The following is a 22603-nucleotide window of genomic DNA, read 5'->3' on the forward strand; positions in this document are numbered from 1 at the left end:
CTTAATTTGCAGCAGATTGCTTCAGTTCCCGAATTCTATGGTATATACAAAAAACTCCCTCGCCTTCAGGAGAGGGTTGGGGTGAGGTGTTTAATAGAGGAAAGGCTGGGGTGAGTTTTTTTTAACAAACACGGTATAAAACTCAGGCCTGTGGCACTTCTGCCACAGGCCGTTTGTTCAGTGCCCGTTCTCTGTTTCCATTTCCACCTCAAGTACATTCGTTTCACCGTAGCGGTGCACCAATTCCATGCTAATGGTTTTATAGGTTACCGCTTTAATCTGAATTTGATAGGTACCCGGGTTCAGTTTATCAATTCGGAATCCCCCTTTTTTACTGGTACACAAATGGTCAATTCCCGCTTCAGGAATCAGGATGTGCGCCTGAAGAACCGCTAGTTTGCTTTCCTTATCGGTAATGCTTCCGGATACAGCTGTTTTTCGACGCCCGACTTTCATCATATTTGTAGCTTCCAGATAACTTTGATAAAATTCGGGATCGGAACCGGCAAAGAGAGATTGCATCACATTGTCCAGTCTGGTTTTGTTGATGTTGAGAATTTCTGCCCCCACATCTTTCAGTTCCTGATTCGAAATTTTTGTATTGCTCTTTACCTCTCTGGGCCTTGGAGCCAGATCGATATAGCTTGAACGCAGCACCTTAAGATCTGCCAATTCTTCTGTACTCACAGCTGTTTCGGCCAGTTGATCGCCCAAGTTGTCACCAAATCTGCAGGTAAAGTCCAGTTTGCTGATGAATTTTTCATCGGAAAGGCTCAGGTAAAACGAAACACTGCCCTTTAAATTGGGAAGATCTTTCAGTTTGTTGCTTTTCAGGCAATAATTGTAGAAGAGAAGATTAATGCGGTTGAGATAATTGGCTGCCAATGCCTTTGTGTTGCGTTTGGTGATGGTGGTACCACTGTAATTCGTTTGGGTAAGCTCCCACAGAACATCGAACCGATCCATTTTAGTCACCTGCAGATCAGTGATTTCCTTCACAACTGGGACTGCATCCAGTTTAACTTGATTATCACTTATAAAACCTCGAAATGTTCTTTGCATTTCTTTTTGAGTTTCTAATGATTTTTTCATAATTTTTTGTTTTAAATGTTAGAAAACAGGAACAGTACTTCGGGCACTCGAGCGAAGTACAGCTCAAAAATGAAACTAGGCTTGATTCAATGAAAAAACAAAGTGCTTCCTGAACTTCACCAGGTGATCAAATGAAAATACAATGTGATTCCCGGATTTCACCAAGTGATTCCAGAACTTCATCAACTGATCAAATGAAAAAACAAAGTGCTTCCTGAACTTCACCTGGTGATCAAATGAAAATACAATGTGATTCCTGAACTTCACCTGGTGATCAAATGAAAATACAATGTGATTCCTGAACTTCACCGAGTGATTCTTAAACTTCATCAACTGATCAAATGAAAATACAAAGCCGTTCTTAAACTTCATCAGGTCATCAAATGATGCCGGAATGGGCTTCTTTTTATTCACTGATTAGAAATGGAGCCACAGAGAAACATTATTCCTTGTGAGACATTCATTCTTAACCGGAGCACTTCTGTTCCTGTAATCTACCAATGGTTTATAAAGAATTTTTAACTGAAAATAAATGAAATGAAGCTGTTTTAATTGTTGAAGAAATAGTTTTGAGTGTTTAATGATAAAGACAATTGTTGAAAGTAAGTCATTTGCAAAAAAAAAGCTTCGTGCAGATGATGCGGGTTGATTTGCACGAATTAGTTGGCAAATCACCCAGAGAGTATTTGGGTCTTGTATCGGGAGACATCCGATTGATTCCTGATCTTCCATGCTGATCAGGAGACGGTACTTGTCCGGCTTTATATCAGAAATTTTTTCTTTCGATACGGCATCACATTCAAATTGATATTTTCCTTTGGCATATCAATCTGCAAACAAAGAATTAAAACAGCTGTAACATAATTCTAAAATAAATGTAAATAAAATTATTTATATAATTCTGTAAGATGTTTAATAAAAAACCAAAACAAATGTGAATAATCGTTAAAAATCACTTATTCGTCAGGATAATTAATCTGTTAATCCATTGTTGGTGTGGTCGAAAGTCAAAAGTCCAAAAGTCCAAAAGTCTGGAAGAGTCTTGAAAAGTCGAACTATTCATGATTTTGTTTTTATGGATGTCAGTCTGATTTGTCTGAGCTTAAAGAGGTGTTGAATTCATTGCCACTTGGCTTAAGCTTGTGGATTCAAAGTCGAAATGCCTCATGTAATAATTCTCCCTTTTTTAAGGGGAGATCCCGACAGGGAGAGGCGTGTTTGAAGGTGAAAGGTCTGGGAAGGTCAAAGAGTCCAAAAGTCCATTGTAATTAAAAGAGGTAGAGGATTGGATTGCCATGTGACTTTAGCCCATGGTATAAAATAAGGATGACTTTGCTTTACCACTTGGCTTTAGCCTGTGGATTAAAAATAGAGAGACTTGAAGAGTCTTGAAAGATGCAAAAGTCCCCATCAGGGTATTTAGGGGTAGTAAAAGCAAAAATACAAAAGCTCCAAAAGAAATAATCTTTCGGAGCTTTTTGCATGTTGTGGATTCTTAAATGCAAAAATCCAATACTTTAGCGGCATTTTCCTGATCTCCTTTTTCCAAAAGGCGGGTTGCTATTTGAATCAATTGGTTTTCTTCCATGCCATTTTTAATCGCATCGGCGATTTCCTTTGGTAAATTTTCCATTGGTAAAATTTTTATAGTAGTGTATAATTTCGCTGTAAAATTAAACAAAAAAAAGAAAGGCCAAGCCGTTAAACTTGTCAAATTAATTTGTTTGTCTTTATTTCACAACCTTTGAATGTGGATTTGGAGTCGTTCGTGGAATGAGAGAGAAGTCGAAGATTCCATATTTATTCTAATAATACTCCCATTTTAAGGGGAGATGCCGACAGGCAGAGGGGTGTTTGAAGATGAAGGTCTTGAATTGCCACCTGGCTTTAGCCGTGGATTCAAAGTCGAAAGTCCAAAAGTCTTGAAGTGTCTTGAAAAGACGAACTATTCATGATTTTGTTTTTTGTCGATGTAAGTCTGATTTGTCTGAGCTTAAAGAGGCGACGAATTCATTGTCACTTGGCTTTAGCCAATATCTATAAAGAAAACAAGGTATTTGTTTTGACTTTTGACCATTCAAGCTTTCCAGATTTTTGGACTTTTTACTTTTAGAATGTTCGATGATTCAATCCAATAAACAAGCATTCAAAAAAAAACAGTTTTTAGGTTTCTATGTAAAGAATTATGTGTTATATTTATCCATTAATATTGTGAGGGTATGTGAATGTTAAATATTCTGATTCTTACATTTTCTGTTTCAATGACTACTGACTACTTATATAATTTACCGGAAATGAAGAAATACCAGATTTTAATCGTTGATGATATACCAGATAACATTAAAGTTTTACAATCCATTCTTTCCGACGACTCCTACGAAATTAGTTACGCATTAAATGGTAAAGATGCCATAATGCTATGTGTTGCAAAAAGTTTTGATTTGATTTTGCTGGACATCATGATGCCTGAAATGGATGGTTATGAGGTTTGTGAGTATTTTAAATCAAAAGAGAAAACAAAAGATATACCCGTAATTTTCCTCACTGCCAGAGTTGATGAAGAATCCATAATTAAAGGTTTTGAAGCGGGAGCTCAGGATTATGTCACCAAACCATTCAATCCACAGGAATTAGTTGCCAGAGTGAATACGCATCTTGATTTAAAAAGTAAAAATCAGGAGCTGAAGATGATGAATTTGGAATTGGAGGAGAGGGTTGCTGCCCGAACCATGGAGTTGGTTGAGTCAAACCAAAGTCTTGAGCATGCAAACCACCAGCTTTCAACTCTCGAAGATGCTAAAAATGATTTTCTGTCACTCATGTCAACAGAACTGAGGGAGCCATTAAATGGGATTGTGGGTTTTGCTGAAATGTTGGAATTTTCCATTAAAAATAAAACCAATTTAAAATATGTGCGTTACATTATTCAGGCTTGTGAAAAGCTGACTGGTGTTTCGGATATGGCCTTACTTCTTTCTGCTTTACGTTTCGATCGTTACGAAATGAAAATTTTGGGAATTTCTGTTTATGAGGTAGTGAAAGACAGCATCGAAAAATTAAAACCATTGATCGCTGAGCGAAAGATTAAAGTAAAGGTAGAGATCCCTAAAAATTATATTATTCGTGGTGATGAGAAATTGTTTGGCATCAGCATGGAGAAAGTAATTGAAAATGCAGTTACCAATGCACCTTCGCGTTCCGAAGTTTTGGTTGGTGCTTCGTTGGAAGGTCAAAGTGTCAAGGTTTTTGTTCAGGATTTAGGAGTACAATTTACTCCATCCGAAGTGAATTACACATTCCACTTTTTTGAACTAAACAAAGAAGACCGAAGACAAGATTTTAAACGTTTTACCGCTGGCTTGGTAGTTGTGAAATTGGTTATGGATTTGCACAAGGCCATTGTTGATGTTGAGAATCTTAGCGAGGGCGGTGTTCGGGTTTCATTTCAGCTTCCGGTGTACTAACTCGAAAGTCTTGAAGGGTCGAAAAGTCTCGAAATGTCGAAGCGTCAAACAGTTTTGAACAATCCAAAGGTCGAAAGGTTAAAATAGTATGGAAGTGGCTTATGATTGAATGATTAGGATTTTAAGCTGTTAATTAAATTCTGAATACTACCTGATATTAGCCTGCAATCTTTCCGTAAATTTTCAGCTGTATTATTATCAAGATAATGGAGATCTTCGGCTAAATAAAGCATACTTCGAACCTCACCGCATGATGCTTTCGAAATGTCCAAAAAACGTCTGAATTCAGTGTCTGAATATCTTTCAAAACCTTCGGCAATATTATTCATGATAGAAACTGAAGCTCGTTGAATTTGGTCTTTGAATCCAAAATCTTTAATCCCATTCATTTCTTTGTATATCTCATTAATCAATTTCCGGGCATTTTGCCAAATCACCAGTTCTTCAAATTTTTTAATTTACTCATATAATTATTTTGTTTTACTCTTTTAAACTTATGGATTTTCCCAGCCCCTTCGACATTTCCAGACTCTTCGAGACTTTGTAATCTTTTTTAGTACCAAACTTGCTTTATCAGCTTTTGCAAGTTCTTTCCTAAATGATCGAAACTCTTCGTAGCGGGATGCATGGAATGTATTTTTGTTTTTGCGGAAAATTCGTGTGTAGTAAACTTTATTGTCAACCAATTCAGCATTGCTTTGATAGTATCCAAAGTCCGATTCAATTATTTTTTCCTCAGGGAGACTTTCAATTTTGTATCCTTCAGGGAGAATAAAGCAGATACTGTCTCTATCTTCTATTGCTCTGGCATAGCGAATGTCGGTCAGTCTGTTTTCCAATTTGGGGGGAATGTAAGTAATTCTGTTGATTTTATTTAAAGGAATGAATAAACGATCCCCTGTTTGTGAAGCATAGTTTCTAACATCAAGGTTTACACTTAAAACTGACGATGGAATTTGTTTTTTATCTTCCTGAAAATGATAATCATTAATTGTAAAATCGGGTAGGTTGATGTGTTCTTCGTAAAGGAATTTTTTTTGATCATCCACACTGCTTCTATGGTAAAGAGTTTCAATGTTTTCATATTGAATTCCAGTGAAAATAGTCGAGATTTCCGCATGGGCATCTCCATTTTCCAATAGGGTAAAAGTACCATTTTGAATCTGCTGGTTTTGTTCGATTGTATATATAGGAGTATGGCATAGTTCTCCGCCATCATCATTTACACACAGCACATCGCGGTCGTCGGTAAAGGTTCCCAAATAGCCAAAAGGCATCTTCTGACTTGTGCATTCGAGCCAAATGGTGTCCTTCTGCAGCGGAACCCGTAAAATAACATGATTAAAATAGCTGTGTACAAAATCGGTATGCTGCAAATTATTGCTTTCACCTGCTTTCACTAAAGTGTAATTGGATGGAATATGAACGACTTTAAGCAGGGACTTCATATAGTTCGATAATGCTTTACAATCACCATATCCTTTTTTCGAAACCATTTCGGCCGGAAAACTTTGCCAGCCACCTATTCCTAATTGGATACCAACATAACGTGTTTTCGATTGCATGTATTCATACAATATTTTTACTTTTTCAATATCTGTCTGGCAGTCTTTGGTAAGTTCTATAATATGAGCCTGTTCTTCTTCAGTAATCTGATCGCGTCCTTGATTTAAAACCGCCGACCATTTGCCCAGACTGTTCCAGCTTTCTAAACTGCCTGGATAATTATCCATTTCAAAATCGAGAGGAGCCAAAAGAATTTGAGGTGATTGCGAGAGCACACCGGTAGAATAGGGCTCACTTTTTAAGGCAGGTAAACTATCGATACCCCATTGGTAGATATTTTGATCATTTATAGTTGTAGTACTGATCGAATCTTTAAAATTAATGCATTTGTATCGTAATTTTTCCTCCGAAGGAATAATGACTTTCATGATGGATTTTTCAACACCTACTAAATAGCCGGGATAGGCTTTCCAGCTTGGATAAACAAAAAGACCTTTGTAGTCTGATACCGATTCGTATTCAATAGTATATGGATATTGCTTTTGAACAGGTTCGTAAATTTTGAAACGTGAATCTCCGATCAGTTCACCTGCAGAACTATAGCTGTAATCTTTAATTTCTGATTCTTTTACTTTTTTAATCACTAAGCCAAGGGAATTATAGATGGTGATTTTTAAACTCTCTAAAGTTTCAAATTTGCTGTATCCAAATGGAATTGATGCGTATGCTTCTCCCTTTTTATTTAGAATTGTAATCACCATTTTTTGTGTCAGACTGGAGCTTTTTCTCGAGTGTACTGTAAATTCGGCTTCATCCAAACGAACTACGGCATTGGCATTTTTTTTAAGTTCAGCAGGGATGGTAAATGCAGGATATTTAAATGTTTCTTTTTTTGCAAAGACAGGTGTAAGAAGTAAAAAGTAAGCAATTAGACTTAGTAGTGTGATTTGTTTCATATGATTATGATTTTGTGTGTTTGCCATATGGAACTCCCAAATTACACTCATCCTCCTGTGTGTAAGACTTTTTACATGGTCGTTTCATATGATTATAATTTTGAGTGTTTGCCATATGGAACTTACCATGCTGGAATAATCATCCCCTTGTGTGTTAGAATATCTTTGGCATGAACGTTTCATTTTGTTCGTTTTTTATCTAATAAGTGTGGCAGGCTGTAAATTTTCAATCCAAATTGTACTTAATTAAGTGAGCCTTGTAAAGCTCATCTAATATAGTAAACGAACATAAAAGAATGAATCTAAATCTCCATATGCCAAGCTTTATCGACTTAAATTGAATGGATAATTTTAATTGTATCGACAGCCATCAATAGAAAAACTTTTTCTTTTAGGAGGCTAAGAGGGATCTGCTCCGACTAAGAAAAGGCTTTTCTTTGTGGTTTTCCCGCTTATAATTAGTAAGGAAATATCATCATAAAAAGAGAATTTCGTTTTATAAATCTGCCAGTATTTCGTTTAGATATGCATTAAGAGTTTGTAAACTGGCGAAGCATTCTAAAATCTCATCAGAAAATTTTTCTGATAACACGATTCGATCCGGCACCATTTTCCCGACCGCATAATTCTTGAAATTTAGCAGGTCGATGTATTCAAAATCTTTAGGATAACCACGTGGAGCAGTCTTTAGTTTTTCACCGTACATTTCAGGAAAATGAGATGAGAATTCTTTATTCGTGATGATTTCTTTAAATTCCAATGGGTTGTGAAATATTTCTTCACGAATGGCTTTAAGAACATTAGGTGCAGGCATGTAGCAACCGCCGCCTAAAAAGCTTCCTTCGGGTTCAATATGGATGTAATAACCTCCGTATTTGCTTTTCCGGCCATTTTTTGCCAGAAAAGCTCCAAAATGTGTTTTGTAGGGTTGTTTGTTTTCAGAAAACCGAACATCCCGGAATATTCTAAAAATGCAGTCTTTGGCATTTAGTCCAGATAGATCCGGATCGATAACTTTGATTTGTTCTATACTTAGTTCAACGAAAAGTTCAAAATCTTTTTTGGCCTTATCGTATTTTTTCTTATTTGTATGAAACCAATCTCTATTGTTATTCTCTCTTAGTTCGAGTAAAAACTCGTAAATACTATTGCTTAGCATGTTGTAATGTTAAAAGGTAATTACTTTATAGTCTTTTTTAAGGTATTCACTTAGTGGTTCACTCATGAATTTGACATCAATATTTAATTCTTTAAATTGAGGAGAACACCATACATATCAGCACAAGCTTTGCATGCAAAAATAGATATTCCTTTTTGCTGCATTTTTTCTATGTATGCCTGATGCTCTGCATCTTCACTTAACAGTTGTGAAGATGGCCCCCAAACAACGAGGTTGACTTCGTTCCACCAGCCCGTTTTCTTAGGGTTGTAGGTGTACATAAATACCATTTAATGGACACATCCCAGTCTCTGATTGTCCAGACGACTGCTAACTTTTGTTTTTTGTTATGGTGCATATTTTATTCTTTGAATATTGTTGATTTAACAATGAGAATTCGTTGAATTAAAATTGATACTTGCAAGAAGTAAAAATCTTGTAGTAAGAATGTTTCTCATGGAGAAATGCTTTTAATTAATAGATGAATATCAGGTTTCTGGCCAAGAAATTTATATCTTTTGTAAAAAGGATAAAATCAGTCAAGTCAAAAAAAGAGCCTTACGTCCTTAAATAAAAATTACTTATCAAAAAAAACAAACTTAATATTGACTAAGTCCGTTATAAAGATGAATATTGCAGGTAATTTAAAATAAAAAGAGCGAATGTGGAAATTACTAAGAATATTAATTCTCTTGTTTCTGATGATTCCTGTTATTTCCTGGATCAGTTGGAAGTTAAAAGATAAGGTTCAAATGAATCTGTTAGTTGTTGATAAAACAGTTCCAAACGACAATTATTCTGAGCATCTGTCTTTTTTTTGGGTTGCCAATCAAAAACGCTGGGTGAAATCGAATGGAGAGGAATATAACTTTGCCGAGGATTTTTACGGCTTTCATCCCGGAGATGATGGCAGTTATGTGATACGGGATCTGCGCATTTTTGAAAAACAGGGATTGTCTGCGCTTGCTGATTCTTTGGATTTGGCATTTTTTGCCGATACATATGGAATTTATAATTCCAACTGGAAAGATCATCCGGATTATGGAAAGGATGCAATATCCTTATTTTATGGTGGATTGCAACAGGCAGATTTCAACTTGATAAGAGAGATGAAGAGAAAAGGCAAAACGATCATTGCAGAATTTAACTTTTTCGCAGCACCAACTTCGGAATTGGTTAGAAATCAAACAGAACAATTGCTGGGACTAAAATGGAGTGGTTGGGTTGGTAAATATTATCATACTTTGGATACAGTGCTTGATCCGGAAATTCCTCGCTGGTTGCCTGATCTGTATAAAAAGAATTATAAGAAAGAGTATGATTTTAAAAATGCGGGAATTGTTCTGGTTGATAATAATGAGAGAATCGTTATTCTGGATGCTAAAAAACATTTAAACAGACATTTTCCTGTGTTGGAAAGTGAATTGAGTACACAATTGCAATATAATGTACCTGAATCGATAGATTATCCATTTTGGTTTGACATCAATTCAACCGATTCGCGTAATCATGTTTTGGCGTGGTTTAATTTAGATGTGAATGAGGAAGGAAAGGCCTTATTGGATCAGTTTAATTTGCCAAAAAAGTTTCCGGCAATTTTGGAGCACGATCAGGATTATCGATTTATTTATTTTGCCTGTGATTTTTCCGATAACGAAATGGGAATCTATTCTTCCTACTTTAATGGAGTTAATAAATTGAGTGGTGCATTTTACAATGCGAATCAAGTTAAGGATAGGAAAATGTTTTTCTGGAAGTATTACCGGCCATTTATGGGGGCTGTAATGGATAGTATATCAGCAAGAAAGGCTCGAAGGGTAATGTATGTAGATTAAACTTAAACTAATTTGATATTGTCAAGTATAAGTTGGACATTTGTGCTTTGTTTTTCTTTAATTGATTTTTTAAATAAACATAAACAATATATTTTGGATGGTGAAATTTTTATCTCTCTTAACACTTTTATTATTTCACATGATTGGGCAAGGGTTTGCTCAGGAAACTTCTGTGCCTAAGAAAAATAGCTTAGATGAATTTAATCGGGCGAGGGAATTGGCTTTTGCAGGGAATCGTGAAGAAGCCAGAAGTATCTGTTATGAAATTTTGAATCAAAATCCAAAGTTTTATGATGCGAGAATACTAATTGGAAGAACTTATGGCTGGGATAAAAATTTTCAATCTGGGAGAGAGGAGTTACAATTGGTTTTGGATGAGGATTTTGATAATAGCGATGCCATCTTTGCAATGATTGATATGGAAAAATGGGCAGGAGATCCTAATAAGGCAATTTTTTATTGTGAGTATGGTTTGTCGTTTTTTCCCAATGAAGAGGCCTTTTTGGTTGAGAAAATTAAATTACTGCAGGATATTGGTGAGGAAAGTAAATCCTTACTTGTTCTGGATGAACTGTTGAAGTCAAATCCTGGCAATGAAGAAGGATTGGCTCTGATGAAAAAATATAGATTATCCAAAATGGTTTATAAAGCGGTTTATCAGCATGATTATGAATATTTCAAAGAACCTTACAAAAGAAAGTGGCATTTAAGCTCATTTCAGTTGGCTCGAAGCAATGGTTGGGGGACTGTTATCGGGAAGATAAATTTGGGTGATTTAATTTTTAATGGCGAAGGTTTTTGGTCCAGGGAGGTGGCGAAACAATTTGAAATAGATGCTTATCCGCGGGTGACTAAAAAGAGTTATGCATATTTAAATTATGGATATTCTCCTGATAATTTGTTTCCTAGACATCGTGCAGGAGCTGAATTGTATCATAAATTACCAGAGGAGTTTGGTGCGTCTGCAGGCATGCGGTTTCTTCAGTTTGATTCTGATGCAGGGAATAAGAATATTTACATTTATACAGCTTCGCTGGAAAAATATTACCGGAATTACTGGTTTTCTTTTCGGACCTACCTGACCCCCGAAAACGGGAATGTCTCACAGTCGTATTGGTTGGAAACGAGGAGGTATTTAAGAGATTCAAAGAATTATATAGGACTTGAATTAGCGACAGGTTTTTCGCCTGATGAACCCAGAGGGAATTTTTCATCCCCGGATGTGTACAAATACAAAAGTAGAAAATTAAGATTGTCTTATCAGGATCGATTAGGGACAGATCGCTTGCTTTATCTCCTGAAATTTGGTTATGAACAGGAAGAGTATCGGGTTAATGAAAAGAGAAAGGTGCTTTCTTTCTCTGTGAAGTTGTCATATCAATTTTAAATCTCATGAATAGATGATTCTAAACATTTCTGGATGGGAATCATTTATTGAGCAACGAATAAAGGCTGTGAAAAAAGAATTTGAAATTAAGGAGGAGGGGAAGAAGTAGGATGCAGATAAAATTGATATATATAATTTTAATTGAGCTGTCTGGATGTGTTGATCATGTTCAGGGAGTACTACTCGTATTTTTCGATTTTTTAAAGACATTTGTAGAGAAAGCTCAGTCAATTGTAAATTATGCATTTGAAAGGTTGCCATACAATGCGCTGAATGGATTGATCATTTACATGATCATTGTTTTCTTTGTTGCATTGGTTTTTCTTCTTCCATCGATTCTTTTTTCTAAATTATACCTTTCTTATCGAAAGAAGAAAACGGAATTGCTGCATCAAAAGTATTCTAAAATCATTGTTCGGTTTTTGATCGATGATTTGTCGGAGAAAGAATTGTCAGATTTGAAAAATGTCAAGTCTAAATTTCATAGAAAGATATTGACAGCAGTTTTAATTTCAATTGATACAGCAGAGAGTAAGCTGGTAAGCAGTGAAATTAGAAAGTTGTATCTGGATATGAAATTAAATGAGGATTCCGTAAGAAAACTTCGTAGGAGATGGCATCATAAAATTAGAGGGATTCGTGAGCTCAGTCACATGAAAGTGAAGAGTGAGAACAAAAACATTATGGATTTTTTGAAAAGACCAAATGAAATTCTTCGAATTGAATCTCAGATGGGATTAATTAAGTTGTTGCCTTTTGTACCCTTTGCTTTTTTAGATTCTCAGGAAAAACCGTTTACCGTTTGGGAGCAGATTAATGTTTTTGATTTAATTCGCAAAAAGAGAATTGAAATACCTGAATTTCATTTGTGGCTTGATCACTGGAATGACTCTGTAGTGATGTTTTGTCTGGACATGATACGCGTTTTAAAACAAAGGGAAGCTGCACCAAAAGTGATGGAGTTACTATATCATGACAATGATTTGGTGAAAGGAAAGGTTATTAAAACTCTGGTTGATTTGGAGAGTGAGGAAGCTGTTGTTAAATTGAAAGAGCTTTTTTTATTAGAGGAGCTTCCTAATCAGATTAATATTATAAGATCGATTGGTCAATTGCGTTTGGAGAGTGAGATGAGCTTCCTTATTGAAAATATCAACAATGAAGAGTTCAGGATTCGAATGGAATGCTGTAAGTCTCTGGTACTTGTTGGTGAGTCTGGTATTGTGAAGTTGAAATCACTTTCAGAAAACGGAGATGAAGAATTGAAGAGGATAATCAGTCATGTTTTAGATCCAAGAATATGAATTACGGTGAGTTTATAAGATTTATAAGTTATTTTTTGGATGGGATTTTTATCTCCTATGCATTTCTTTTGATCTTTAGTTATACAACGCTGAGTATTATTTCCGGAGTTGCTTTGAATTATTATTTGAAGAAGAATAGCTTTGTAGATTATAATGTTATTCTTGATTCTCCTTTGGCTCCTTCTGTTTCGGTGCTTGTACCGGCATTTAATGAGTCCAAAACTATTGTAGATAATATTGAGTCTATTTATACGATCCATTATAATAATTTTGATGTTATCGTTATTAATGATGGGAGTACAGATTCAACATTTGAGGATATGCAAGCGGCATTTAAATTAGAGAAGGTCAATTTTGCAGTTAATATGGAGATTCCAACCAAAGAGGTGAGAGGGGTATATAAATCAATGCTTTCGACTTATTCCAATTTGGTGGTTATTGACAAAGAAAACGGAGGGAAAGCAGATGCCTTGAATGCAGGAATTAATGTATCGGATAAAGCTTTATTTATGGCTATTGATGCTGATTCTATTTTGGAGCCGGATGCTGTTTTGAAATTGGTAAAACCTTTCTTGGAAAGAACCGACAGAAGGGTGATTGCAGCTGGGGGTGTTGTTCGAATAGCCAACTCGTGTTTGGTTGAAAATGGAAGAATAACCAACGTGAAAGTTCCCCGGAATATTTTAGCCAGAATGCAGGTTTTGGAATATACGCGTTCATTTTTAATGGGCAGAATGGCTTGGGCTCAGCTCGATGGACTGATTATTATTTCAGGTGCAATGGGAATGTTCGATCGGGAAGTGGTGGTTCAGAGTGGTGGTTATGCACATTCGATTGGTGAGGATATGGAATTGGTTGTTCGAATTCGAAGATACATGTCCGAGAATCGTGAAAAGTATAAGATCGAATATGTTCCTGATCCTTTGTGTTGGACAGAAGCTCCTGTAAATTTGAAAGTATTTGGCAGGCAAAGAAGTAGATGGACCCGTGGTACGATTGAAACACTGACTGATCATTCAAAAATATTTCTTTCACCGCAATATGGTGCAATGGGTTTGTTGGGTTATCCTTTTTGGTTTTTATTTGAGTGGTTGGCCCCCCTGGTGGAAGTGGTGGGTATTATCTATATGATTGCGTTGTTTCTTACAGATAATTTAAGTGTGAGTTTCATATTGGTTACTTCTCTGTTTGTATATACGTTTGCGGTGTTTTTTTCTACATGGGCAATTTTGTATGAAGAATTAACTTTTCATCGTTACGAACGAAAAATGGATGTTTTTCGTTTGTGGATTGCTGCCTTGTTAGAGCCATTTATTCTTCATCCAATAAGTTTATTTTTTGCTGTAAAGGGAAATGTAGAATATTTAATGGGAAATAGAAGTTGGGGTAAAATGGAGCGTAAAGGGTTTCTTCACCGAAAGGAAAAAATTAAAAAGAATAGATTCAAGTCCTTGGATTAGCTTGTGTATCCTGCTATTGAGAGTATAAGTTTGATAAAGGTAAAAGAAGGATAAAAAAAAACACCTTGAAAAAGTACTTTTGATAGGTTTATTTTCTATTGTATTCATACTGTTCTAAAAATAAATCGCTTACTAATAAAGTTACATTTATCAGTTCAAAGAAAAATTTCAGACTATAAAATTTTAGAGTTGAGGCTAAAGCAATTGAAGAAAACCCCAAAAGTTAGATACAACAATTGGGGTTAGTTTCATTTTAGCTGGGTTTATTGTTTATTTTTGAGCCCAGTTTACTGATGTTGCGCTTAGTTGAGCTTTAATGCTTGCAAGATTATCTGTATTCTGGTCAAAAGTTACAGTCTGACCATCCGGTTTGTAGATGTGAATTAAATTTGCTTCTACATTAAGATCAACAAGCTTTTGAAGTTCTTTATTGCCATCTTTTAAACTCCATGAGTTATTTTCAGGATTGAAGATTAATTCCGCTGTATCACCTTTGTTGGCACCTTGAAGTTGTTCTATGTGAAATTTATTTTGAGTGGCTGTGATGCGGTATTTGTTGCCGTCTTTTTTTACAATTTGAACATCTTTATCATTTTCGCCCATTGTAACAGGATTGTCTCCAGTCCAAAATTCAATGGTATTTAGTACAACACCGTCAACGAAAACTGCAACTTCGTAAACTGGAATTACAATAAAAGCAAAAAATACCAGTGCGTTAATAAATTTGTCACCTACAGTGCCATTCCATTCGTGTAAATTTTTTGTCAGGCGAAATGGTCCATAACATCCGGATTGTCCAATGCTTAGCACTAGAAAAAAACAGGCTAATAAAAATACATTTACTTTCTTCATTTGATTTAATTTGGTTAAAAATTTGTGACTACTCATTCTAATCTAACGCAGAATTTTACATGAAATTACAAAGTAACTTGCAATAAAACATGGATAAATAAAAAAAAAATGGCAAGGAACAAATATTGTACCTTACCATTTATGAGAAACGAGTTTATTAAAAAGTGTTATTGATATGCTTTTTCTCCATGTTCGTAGATGTCAAGACCTTCTTCTTCGATACGGGCAGATACTCTTAGTCCAACAGTTACCTTTAGTACTTTAAAAATAATATATGCTGTTCCCAGGGCCCATGCTGCAACAGCAACAACACCTAAAACCTGAACTCCCAGCAAACTGAAACCACCTCCGTAGAATACACCACCTTCTTTGGCGAAAAATCCCACTAAAATTGTTCCCAGAGCACCATTAATTCCGTGTACAGTTACAGCACCAACCGGATCATCAATTCGTAAAACTTTGTCAATCAATTCTACTCCAAATACAAGTGCTGTACCTGCAATTAATCCAATAATAATAGCTGATTCAGGCGATACAATATCACAACCTGCAGTAATTGCTACCAAGCCGGCTAATGAACCATTCAGACTTAGTGAAAGAGTAGGACGATTATAGCGAATCCAGCTAATTAGCAGTGCGGCTAAAGTGCCTGCGGCAGCTGATAGGTTGGTTGTCAGGAATATATGAGATATTGCAACAGTATTTGCTGTTCCGTTAGCTGCTAATTGAGAGCCTGCATTAAAACCAAACCATCCAAACCAGAGAATAAATACACCAAGTGCGGCAAAGGTAAGGTTATGACCGGGAATTGCATTTACTTTACCGTTATATTTTCCAATTCTAGGGCCAATCATAGCAGCTCCGACAAGTCCCATCCATGCTCCAACAGAGTGAACAACAGTTGATCCGGCAAAATCGTGAAAACCAAGATTGCTTAACCATCCACCACCCCAAATCCAGTGTCCTGATATTGGGTAAACAATAGCTGTGGTTACAATACTAAAAAGGATATAGGCCTTAAATTCAGTTCGTTCAGCGACAGCTCCAGATACAATAGTAGCTGCTGTTGCAGCAAAAACAGTTTGGAACATTAAAAATGATAAATCAATATCAGGTCTTACATCTTCCATAAATGGCAGTTTTCCGATTAACCCTCCTATATCTGTGCCAAACATAAGGGCGTATCCAATTAGGAAAAATGCAATAGATCCAACAGCAAAATCAACAAGATTTTTCATTAGGATGTTGGCTGTGTTTTTTGATCTTGTAAAACCAGCTTCTGCCATGGCAAATCCTGGTTGCATAAACATAACAAGTGCTGTTGCTATTAAAACCCAAACAATATCAATTGAGTGTCCCGTTTCGGCAACGGCTGCTTGTAAAGTATTTAAAGTAAGTGTTTCTTCCATGATAGGTAATTTAAATTGTGAAAAAATGCTTGTTGATTACTCTTCGTCGTATAGGGAACGATCACCCGAATCTCCTGTTCGGATGCGGTAAGCATCCTCAACATTGTAAACGAAGATTCTACCGTCTCCAATTTCTCCGGTGAAAGCATTTTCACGAATGCTTACAATACAGCTATCAACATATTTATCCCGCACAATGAAAGAAATTAATGTTCTTTCTATACTGCTGGTGTCGTATATTACACCTCGATAAACTCTCTCTTCTACTGATTTTCCTACACCTCTTACATCCCAGAATGACAAATAGTCAATTCCGATATTGTGCAGGCCTTTTTTTACGTCTTCAAATTTTGTCTTACGGATAATTGCTTCGATCTTTTTCATGAGCTAATTGTTTTAATAGTTTCTCAAATCATACTCTTTCATTTTTGGCTAATTGAAACACCGAGATTCCCCGGATTAAGGAATCTCGGGTTTCGGGTTTAGACCAAGCGTAAATTCGACCGTTGTCGAAAATTTGAAGAAAGGGATTGCTCTTTTTTATCTCCGGAATGCAATGTGGCTTTGTTTCGAAGAACTAAATGATGTTTTTGCATGTGGTAAAAATTTAGGTTTTCTATAATAGTTAGTAATAATGGTTTATTTTAATCAGCCTATCCTTAAAAGGGGGGTGTTCGTCTTAAAAGATGTGGTTTTTTTTAAGACACCCCTTGTTTTAATGGGTTGATTCTGTAAAAGTATTAAAAAAATCAAAATTACAACAAGAAAATGGGGGGTAATTTATAAAAAATGATGTTTTTTGCATTTATAACGATTACGATAAGGGGGTAGAAGGGATAAAAGTTGTTTTTTTTGGGATATACCCCAAAAGGAGGTGTGGTTTTGTATCGTAAAGCGTTATGAGATTTGTTACACGCAGTCTAAATCAGGTGTTGTTTATTTAAGTTTATATTATTGTAATTGTTTGAGTCTGGATTTGGATGATTAAAATATTTTACTAATCTTTGTGGCATATCAAAGAAAAGAAAATGACATTTACTGCAATTCATCATCATCATCATTATACTTACCAACCGGTGAGCTGAGGATGTTATGCAGTATTTATAAAGATATTTTAACTAACATTTAAACGCCCGCTGGTAACAGTCGGGCGTTTTTTTATGCTTGAAACTGATACCAGAAGGCACCAAAATTTTAACCATGGGAGAAAAATTAACAATTGCAGTACAGAAATCAGGAAGACTGCAGGAAGATTCATTGCAAATTTTGAAAGAGTGTGGAATCTCCATCGATAATGGAAAGGATCAATTGAAAGCAAATGCTTCCAACTTTCCACTCGAAGTTTTATACCTAAGAAATTCTGATATTCCTCAGTATGTTCAGGATGGGGTTGCCGATATTGCTATCGTAGGAGAGAATGTAATTATCGAAAAACAAAAGGAACTTGAGGTTCTGCAGAAACTGGGGTTTTCGAAATGTCGGTTGGCAATGGCTTTGCCGAAAGATGTGGAGTATACCGGATTGGAATATTTTAACGGAAAAAAATTAGCCACTTCCTATCCAAATTCTTTGCAGCAGTTTTTAGATGCCAATAATTTGGACTGTGAAATTCACGTAATTTCCGGTTCTGTTGAAATTGCGCCTAATATTGGTTTGGCCGATGGAATTTGCGATTTGGTGAGTTCCGGCAGTACTTTATTCAAGAATGGACTGGTTGAGGTGGAAGAGGTTTTGGTTTCGGAGGCTTGTTTGGTTGCGAACAAAAATATCAGCAATCTTAAGAGTGCAATACTGGAACGATTACTGTTTCGGATGAGATCTGTTTTAGCCGCTAAAAACAACAAATATATTTTGCTGAATGCTCCTAATGATAAAGTAGAGGATATTATTAAGGTACTGCCGGGGATGAAAAGTCCGACTGTATTGCCTTTAGCGCAGGAAGGATGGAGTTCTATTCACTCTGTTATCAACGAGAATGATTTCTGGGGAGTCATTGATCAGTTAAAATTGAATGGGGCAGAAGGAATATTGATTATTCCTATTCAGAAAATGGTGTTGTAAGTTTAATTCCTACGAAAATGCAAGTAATAAAATATCCGGCAAAAGAATCCTGGAATAATGTATTGAGTCGCCCGCTTTTTAATGTGGATGAGTTAGAGGATGCCGTAAATCTGGTTTTTGGAGAAATAAAAAGGGATGGCGATAATGCATTGTTTAAATATACCCTGCAGTATGATGGTGTCAAAATTGATAAAACGGAAGTGAGTCGAGCTGATATTGATGCATCGGAGAGCATGCTAGATGATGAATTAAAACAAGCTTTGTTAATTGCGGCAAAGAATATTAGAACATTTCATGAGGCACAATTTCAGAAGTCTGAGATAATTGAGACAAGCGAAGGGGTTCGTTGCTGGAGGAAATCTACTGCAATTGAAAAGGTTGGTTTGTATGTGCCGGGTGGAAGCGCTCCTTTATTTTCAACGGTATTAATGTTGGGGATTCCTGCGAAACTAGCCGGTTGTGATGAGGTTGTTCTTTGCACACCTCCAGGGAAGAATGGAATAATTAATCCGGCAATTCTATATGCCTGTAAGTTGGTTGGAATCGATCGGGTTTTTCAGATTGGAGGCATTCAGGCAATTGGAGGCATGGCTTATGGAACCGAATCGATACCAAAAGTTCATAAAATATTTGGGCCGGGAAATCAGTATGTGACAGCTGCCAAACAACGGGCAAATAGAATAGGAGTGGCAATTGATATGCCGGCCGGACCTTCGGAGGTAATGGTTTTGGCCGATGAAACTGCTGAACCGGAATTTGTGGCTGCAGATTTATTGTCTCAGGCAGAGCATGGTGCTGATAGTCAGGTGATATTGGTGACTTGGGCTGAGCAACTAATAGAAGGCGTTGAGCAAGAGCTTGAAAAACAATTGCAGGCTCTTTCGAGAAGAGATGTTGCTGCCAAAGCTTTGGAAAACTCGAAAATTATTTTGGTAAAATCAAGGGAAGAAGCTCTTGAGTTAAGTAATTTGTATGCGCCGGAACATCTTATTGTATCTGTAAAAGATGAAAATTCTTTAATTGACGGAATCAGAAATGCCGGATCTGTTTTTTTAGGAAATTATACTCCGGAAAGTGCAGGCGATTATGCATCAGGAACCAATCACACCTTACCAACAAACGGAGCCGCAAAGGCGTATTCCGGTGTGAGTCTTGACTCTTTTATGAAGAGCATCAGTTTCCAAAAAATAAGTGAGAAGGGCTTGCTGAATCTGGGTCCTGTAATCGAGATCATGGCAAAAGCCGAACAATTAGACGCTCACAGTAACGCAGTAACGGTTCGGTTGAACAAGATAAAATTGAATTCATGATGGGAGCAAAAATAAAATCAAGCTTAGACTTGAACAAATTGGTTCGGGAGAACGTGAAAAGACTGGTGCCTTATTCTTCTGCAAGAGATGAGTTTTCAGGAATGGGATCTGTCTTTTTGGATGCCAACGAAAACCCTTATGAAAATGGAGTAAATCGTTATCCGGATCCTATGCAAAGAACATTAAAAGCACGTTTAGGAGAATTGAAAGCTGTGAATCCTGAAAATATAATTCTTGGAAATGGCAGTGATGAGGTTATCGATCTTTTGTTTAGAGCATTTTGCGAGCCAAATATTGATAATGTTATTATTTGTACCCCTACCTATGGGATGTATGAAGTTGCGGCAGGAATCAATGCCATTGAGAATCGTGAAGTGCCACTTGATAAGGATTTTCAACCGGAGGTAAGTGCTGTCCTTTCAGTTGCTGATCAGAATTCGAAACTGTTATTTCTATGCTCGCCGAATAATCCAACTGCAAATTTGTTGGACGAGAATAAGCTTGTTGAATTACTCGATAAATTTAAAGGTATTGTTATTATTGATGAGGCTTACATTGATTTTGCTCCAGGCAAAACGATGGTAGATAAATTAGCTGATTATTCCAATTTAGTGATTCTGCAAACATTGTCAAAAGCATGGGGAATGGCAGGAATTCGTTTGGGTATTGGGTTGGCTTCGAAGGAAATCATCAATGTTTTAAATAGAATAAAGCCACCTTATAACGTGAATTGCCTAACTCAGACCAAAGCTCTTGAATTATTGGAAGCTGTTGATTTGTATGAAGAGCAGGTGAAGAATATCATCACAGAAAGAGAAGGTTTGATCACTTTTTTGAGTGATTTGCCTTTTGTTGAGAAAGTATATCCTACTGATGCTAATTTTATTTTGATACGTGTGAATGATGCAAGAGGTTTATATGATTATTTACTTACCGATGAAATCATTATTCGGGACCGGTCAAAAATTCGGAGTCTGGGAAACTGTGTTCGCATTAGTATTGGTACAAGTGAGGAAAATGCGATTCTGAAAAAGACATTAACAAAATTTGAATTGAAATCATGAAGGATACAACTACAAAAAAGAAAGTTCTGTTTATTGATAGAGATGGAACATTGATTCTGGAGCCTCCTGTTGATTATCAGGTGGATAGTTTGGAAAAATTGGAGTATTATCCGGGTGTTTTTAATGGACTGGCAAAAATTGTAAAACAACTTGATTTTGAACTGGTGATGGTAACCAATCAAGATGGTTTGGGAGCCGATTCATATCCTGAGGATACCTTTTGGCCGGCGCAGAATAAAATGATGCAGGCATTTTCCAGTGAAGGAATCGAATTCGCAGATGTATGCATTGATAAAACTTTTCCGCATGAAAATGCACCAACAAGGAAACCTGGTACGGCTTTGTTGACAAAGTATTTTTCGGAGGAGTATGATTTGGAAAATTCGTTTGTGATTGGTGATCGTTGGACGGATGTTGAATTGGCAAAGAACCTTAAAGCAAAAGCAATTTTTATTTCATCAAGTGGAAATATTGGTGATGAAGAGTTGTCGGAATCGAAACAGGAACTAGAAGCATGTATTGAATTACGCACAGAATCGTGGGAGAAAATATATGAGTTTTTGCGCTTAAGTGAACGAACCGCAACGGTTGAAAGAAATACGAGCGAAACACAAATTAAAATTGTTTTGGATCTGGATGGTGAAGGAAAAGGCTTATTCGATACAGGAATCGGATTTTTCGATCACATGCTCGATCAGATTGCCCGACACTCCGGAGTTAACTTGAGCGTTACTGTAAAAGGAGATTTGGAAGTTGATGAGCATCACACCATAGAAGATACTGCAATTGCTTTGGGAGAAGCATTTAAGTTAGCTCTTGGTAATAAGTTGGGATTGGATCGTTATGGATTTTGTTTGCCGATGGATGACTGTTTGGCTCAGGTTGCTATTGATTTTGGAGGTAGAAACTGGTTGGTTTGGGAGGCTGAATTCAATCGCGAAATGATTGGAGGAATGCCAACAGAGATGTTTTTCCACTTTTTTAAGTCATTCTCCGATGGAGCTTCATGCAATCTGAACATCAAGGCAGAAGGACAAAATGAGCATCATAAAATAGAAGGCATTTTTAAAGCTTTGGCCAGAGCTATTCGCATGGCGATTCGAAGAGATGCAAATTGTTTACAATTGCCATCAACAAAAGGAACGTTATAGATATGAAGAATCAGAAAATTGTTATCATCGATTATGATGCAGGAAATATTCAATCTGTAAAATATGCTTTTGAGCGATTGGGAATTACACCTGTTGTTTCAAATGATGAAGAAGTGATTCGCAGTGCAGATAAAGTGATATTTCCCGGAGTTGGAGAAGCAGCCTGGGCCATGAATTCGCTTCGGAAGAATGGTTTGGATCAATTGATTCCTCAATTGACACAACCCGTGCTGGGGATTTGTTTGGGAATGCAGTTAATGTGTGAAAGTTCTGAAGAAAGTGACACTAAAGGATTGGGTATTTTTCCTCTGAAAGTAAAACGCTTTACCAACGAACGTAAGGTTCCTCATATGGGATGGAATCAGTTGGAGAAACTGAAAGGCAGTTTGTTTAAAGGAGTATCTGAAATGGAATTCGTCTATTTTGTACATTCCTACTATGTTCCCTGTGCTGAAGAAACTGTCGCTTCCTGCAATTACATTTTAAATTTCAGTGCGTCACTTCAGAAAGATAATTTTTATGCCTGTCAGTTTCATCCTGAAAAATCGGGATCAGTAGGAGTGAAGATCTTGGAGAATTTTGTCAATTTATAG

The 22603-nt window shown here is 36.5% G+C and carries 19 protein-coding genes; 10 read left to right on the top strand and 9 right to left on the bottom strand.

All coding sequences use genetic code 11. The features are described 5' to 3' along the window. Positions 1–177: 177 nt before the first annotated feature. Both QUH73_RS19265 and QUH73_RS19270 read right to left on the bottom strand, forming a co-directional pair. Positions 178–1092 carry a carboxypeptidase-like regulatory domain-containing protein gene (locus tag QUH73_RS19265; protein ID WP_289532074.1) on the bottom strand — a complete coding sequence of 305 codons (915 nt, stop codon included), beginning with the start codon at positions 1090–1092 and terminating at the stop codon, positions 178–180. Between the two features lie 1495 nt (positions 1093–2587). Next, a complete protein-coding gene (locus tag QUH73_RS19270) occupies positions 2588–2725 on the bottom strand; it encodes a hypothetical protein (protein WP_289532075.1) in 138 nt (45 codons plus the stop codon). 661 nt (positions 2726–3386) lie between these two features. Between QUH73_RS19270 and QUH73_RS19275 the strand changes: the two genes are divergently transcribed. Next, positions 3387–4556: a hybrid sensor histidine kinase/response regulator gene (locus tag QUH73_RS19275; RefSeq protein ID WP_289532076.1), complete on the top strand. Its 1170-nt coding sequence runs from the start codon at positions 3387–3389 to the stop codon at positions 4554–4556. Between the two features lie 113 nt (positions 4557–4669). Here QUH73_RS19275 and QUH73_RS19280 read toward each other — a convergent pair whose 3' ends face one another. The 4 genes from QUH73_RS19280 to QUH73_RS19295 form a co-directional block, all read right to left on the bottom strand. Continuing rightward, entirely contained in the window at positions 4670–4993 is a 324-nt protein-coding gene (locus tag QUH73_RS19280; RefSeq protein ID WP_289532077.1) for a four helix bundle protein, read from the bottom strand. Between the two features lie 57 nt (positions 4994–5050). Continuing rightward, positions 5051–7018 carry a DUF3857 domain-containing protein gene (locus QUH73_RS19285; protein ID WP_289532078.1) on the bottom strand — a complete coding sequence of 656 codons (1968 nt, stop codon included), beginning with the start codon at positions 7016–7018 and terminating at the stop codon, positions 5051–5053. Between the two features lie 496 nt (positions 7019–7514). Beyond that, positions 7515–8177, bottom strand: coding sequence for a DUF2461 domain-containing protein (locus tag QUH73_RS19290; RefSeq protein ID WP_289532079.1), 663 nt, complete (start codon positions 8175–8177; stop codon positions 7515–7517). A gap of 83 nt (positions 8178–8260) precedes the next feature. Further along, positions 8261–8458, bottom strand: coding sequence for a hypothetical protein (locus QUH73_RS19295; RefSeq protein WP_289532080.1), 198 nt, complete (start codon positions 8456–8458; stop codon positions 8261–8263). Positions 8459–8839: 381 nt separating this feature from the next. On the opposite strand from QUH73_RS19295, the gene QUH73_RS19300 reads away from it, so the two are divergent. The 4 genes from QUH73_RS19300 to QUH73_RS19315 all read left to right on the top strand — a co-directional run bounded on the left by QUH73_RS19300 (position 8840) and on the right by QUH73_RS19315 (position 14163). After that, entirely contained in the window at positions 8840–10012 is a 1173-nt protein-coding gene (locus QUH73_RS19300) for a hypothetical protein (protein ID WP_289532081.1), read from the top strand. Positions 10013–10109: 97 nt separating this feature from the next. Continuing rightward, positions 10110–11399: a YaiO family outer membrane beta-barrel protein gene (locus QUH73_RS19305; RefSeq protein ID WP_289532082.1), complete on the top strand. Its 1290-nt coding sequence runs from the start codon at positions 10110–10112 to the stop codon at positions 11397–11399. Positions 11400–11521: 122 nt separating this feature from the next. Continuing rightward, positions 11522–12703 carry a HEAT repeat domain-containing protein gene (locus QUH73_RS19310; RefSeq protein WP_289532083.1) on the top strand — a complete coding sequence of 394 codons (1182 nt, stop codon included), beginning with the start codon at positions 11522–11524 and terminating at the stop codon, positions 12701–12703. Further along, the gene (locus tag QUH73_RS19315; RefSeq protein WP_289532084.1) at positions 12700–14163 is read left to right on the top strand and encodes a glycosyltransferase family 2 protein; all 1464 of its coding nucleotides are present in this window, start codon (positions 12700–12702) and stop codon (positions 14161–14163) included. Before QUH73_RS19310 ends, QUH73_RS19315 begins: the two co-directional genes overlap by 4 nt. Positions 14164–14433: 270 nt before the next feature. Here QUH73_RS19315 and QUH73_RS19320 read toward each other — a convergent pair whose 3' ends face one another. The 3 genes from QUH73_RS19320 to QUH73_RS19330 form a co-directional block, all read right to left on the bottom strand. After that, complete coding sequence (locus tag QUH73_RS19320; protein WP_289532085.1) at positions 14434–15015, bottom strand: DUF3332 domain-containing protein; 582 nt, start codon at positions 15013–15015, stop codon at positions 14434–14436. A 167-nt stretch (positions 15016–15182) separates the two neighbouring features. Continuing rightward, the gene (locus QUH73_RS19325) at positions 15183–16424 is read right to left on the bottom strand and encodes an ammonium transporter (protein WP_289532086.1); all 1242 of its coding nucleotides are present in this window, start codon (positions 16422–16424) and stop codon (positions 15183–15185) included. Positions 16425–16460: 36 nt separating this feature from the next. Beyond that, on the bottom strand, positions 16461–16808 hold the full coding sequence (locus QUH73_RS19330; protein ID WP_289532087.1) for a P-II family nitrogen regulator: 348 nt from the start codon (positions 16806–16808) through the stop codon (positions 16461–16463). Between the two features lie 816 nt (positions 16809–17624). On the opposite strand from QUH73_RS19330, the gene hisG reads away from it, so the two are divergent. The 5 genes from hisG to hisH are packed head-to-tail and all read left to right on the top strand — an operon-like array spanning position 17625 to position 22603. Continuing rightward, complete coding sequence (gene hisG, locus QUH73_RS19335; protein ID WP_289532088.1) at positions 17625–18485, top strand: ATP phosphoribosyltransferase; 861 nt, start codon at positions 17625–17627, stop codon at positions 18483–18485. Between the two features lie 17 nt (positions 18486–18502). Then, a complete protein-coding gene (hisD, locus tag QUH73_RS19340; RefSeq protein ID WP_289532089.1) occupies positions 18503–19795 on the top strand; it encodes a histidinol dehydrogenase in 1293 nt (430 codons plus the stop codon). After that, positions 19795–20859: a histidinol-phosphate transaminase gene (gene hisC, locus QUH73_RS19345; RefSeq protein WP_289532090.1), complete on the top strand. Its 1065-nt coding sequence runs from the start codon at positions 19795–19797 to the stop codon at positions 20857–20859. The genes hisD and hisC overlap by 1 nt, the downstream gene beginning before the upstream one ends. Next, positions 20856–22010 carry a bifunctional histidinol-phosphatase/imidazoleglycerol-phosphate dehydratase HisB gene (gene hisB, locus QUH73_RS19350; RefSeq protein WP_289532091.1) on the top strand — a complete coding sequence of 385 codons (1155 nt, stop codon included), beginning with the start codon at positions 20856–20858 and terminating at the stop codon, positions 22008–22010. Before hisC ends, hisB begins: the two co-directional genes overlap by 4 nt. A 2-nt stretch (positions 22011–22012) precedes the next feature. Continuing rightward, positions 22013–22603, top strand: coding sequence for an imidazole glycerol phosphate synthase subunit HisH (gene hisH / locus QUH73_RS19355; RefSeq protein ID WP_289532092.1), 591 nt, complete (start codon positions 22013–22015; stop codon positions 22601–22603).

Origin of the sequence: Labilibaculum sp. K2S, from assembly GCF_030372765.1 — a bacterium.
Classification (GTDB): Bacteria; Bacteroidota; Bacteroidia; order Bacteroidales; family Marinifilaceae; genus Labilibaculum.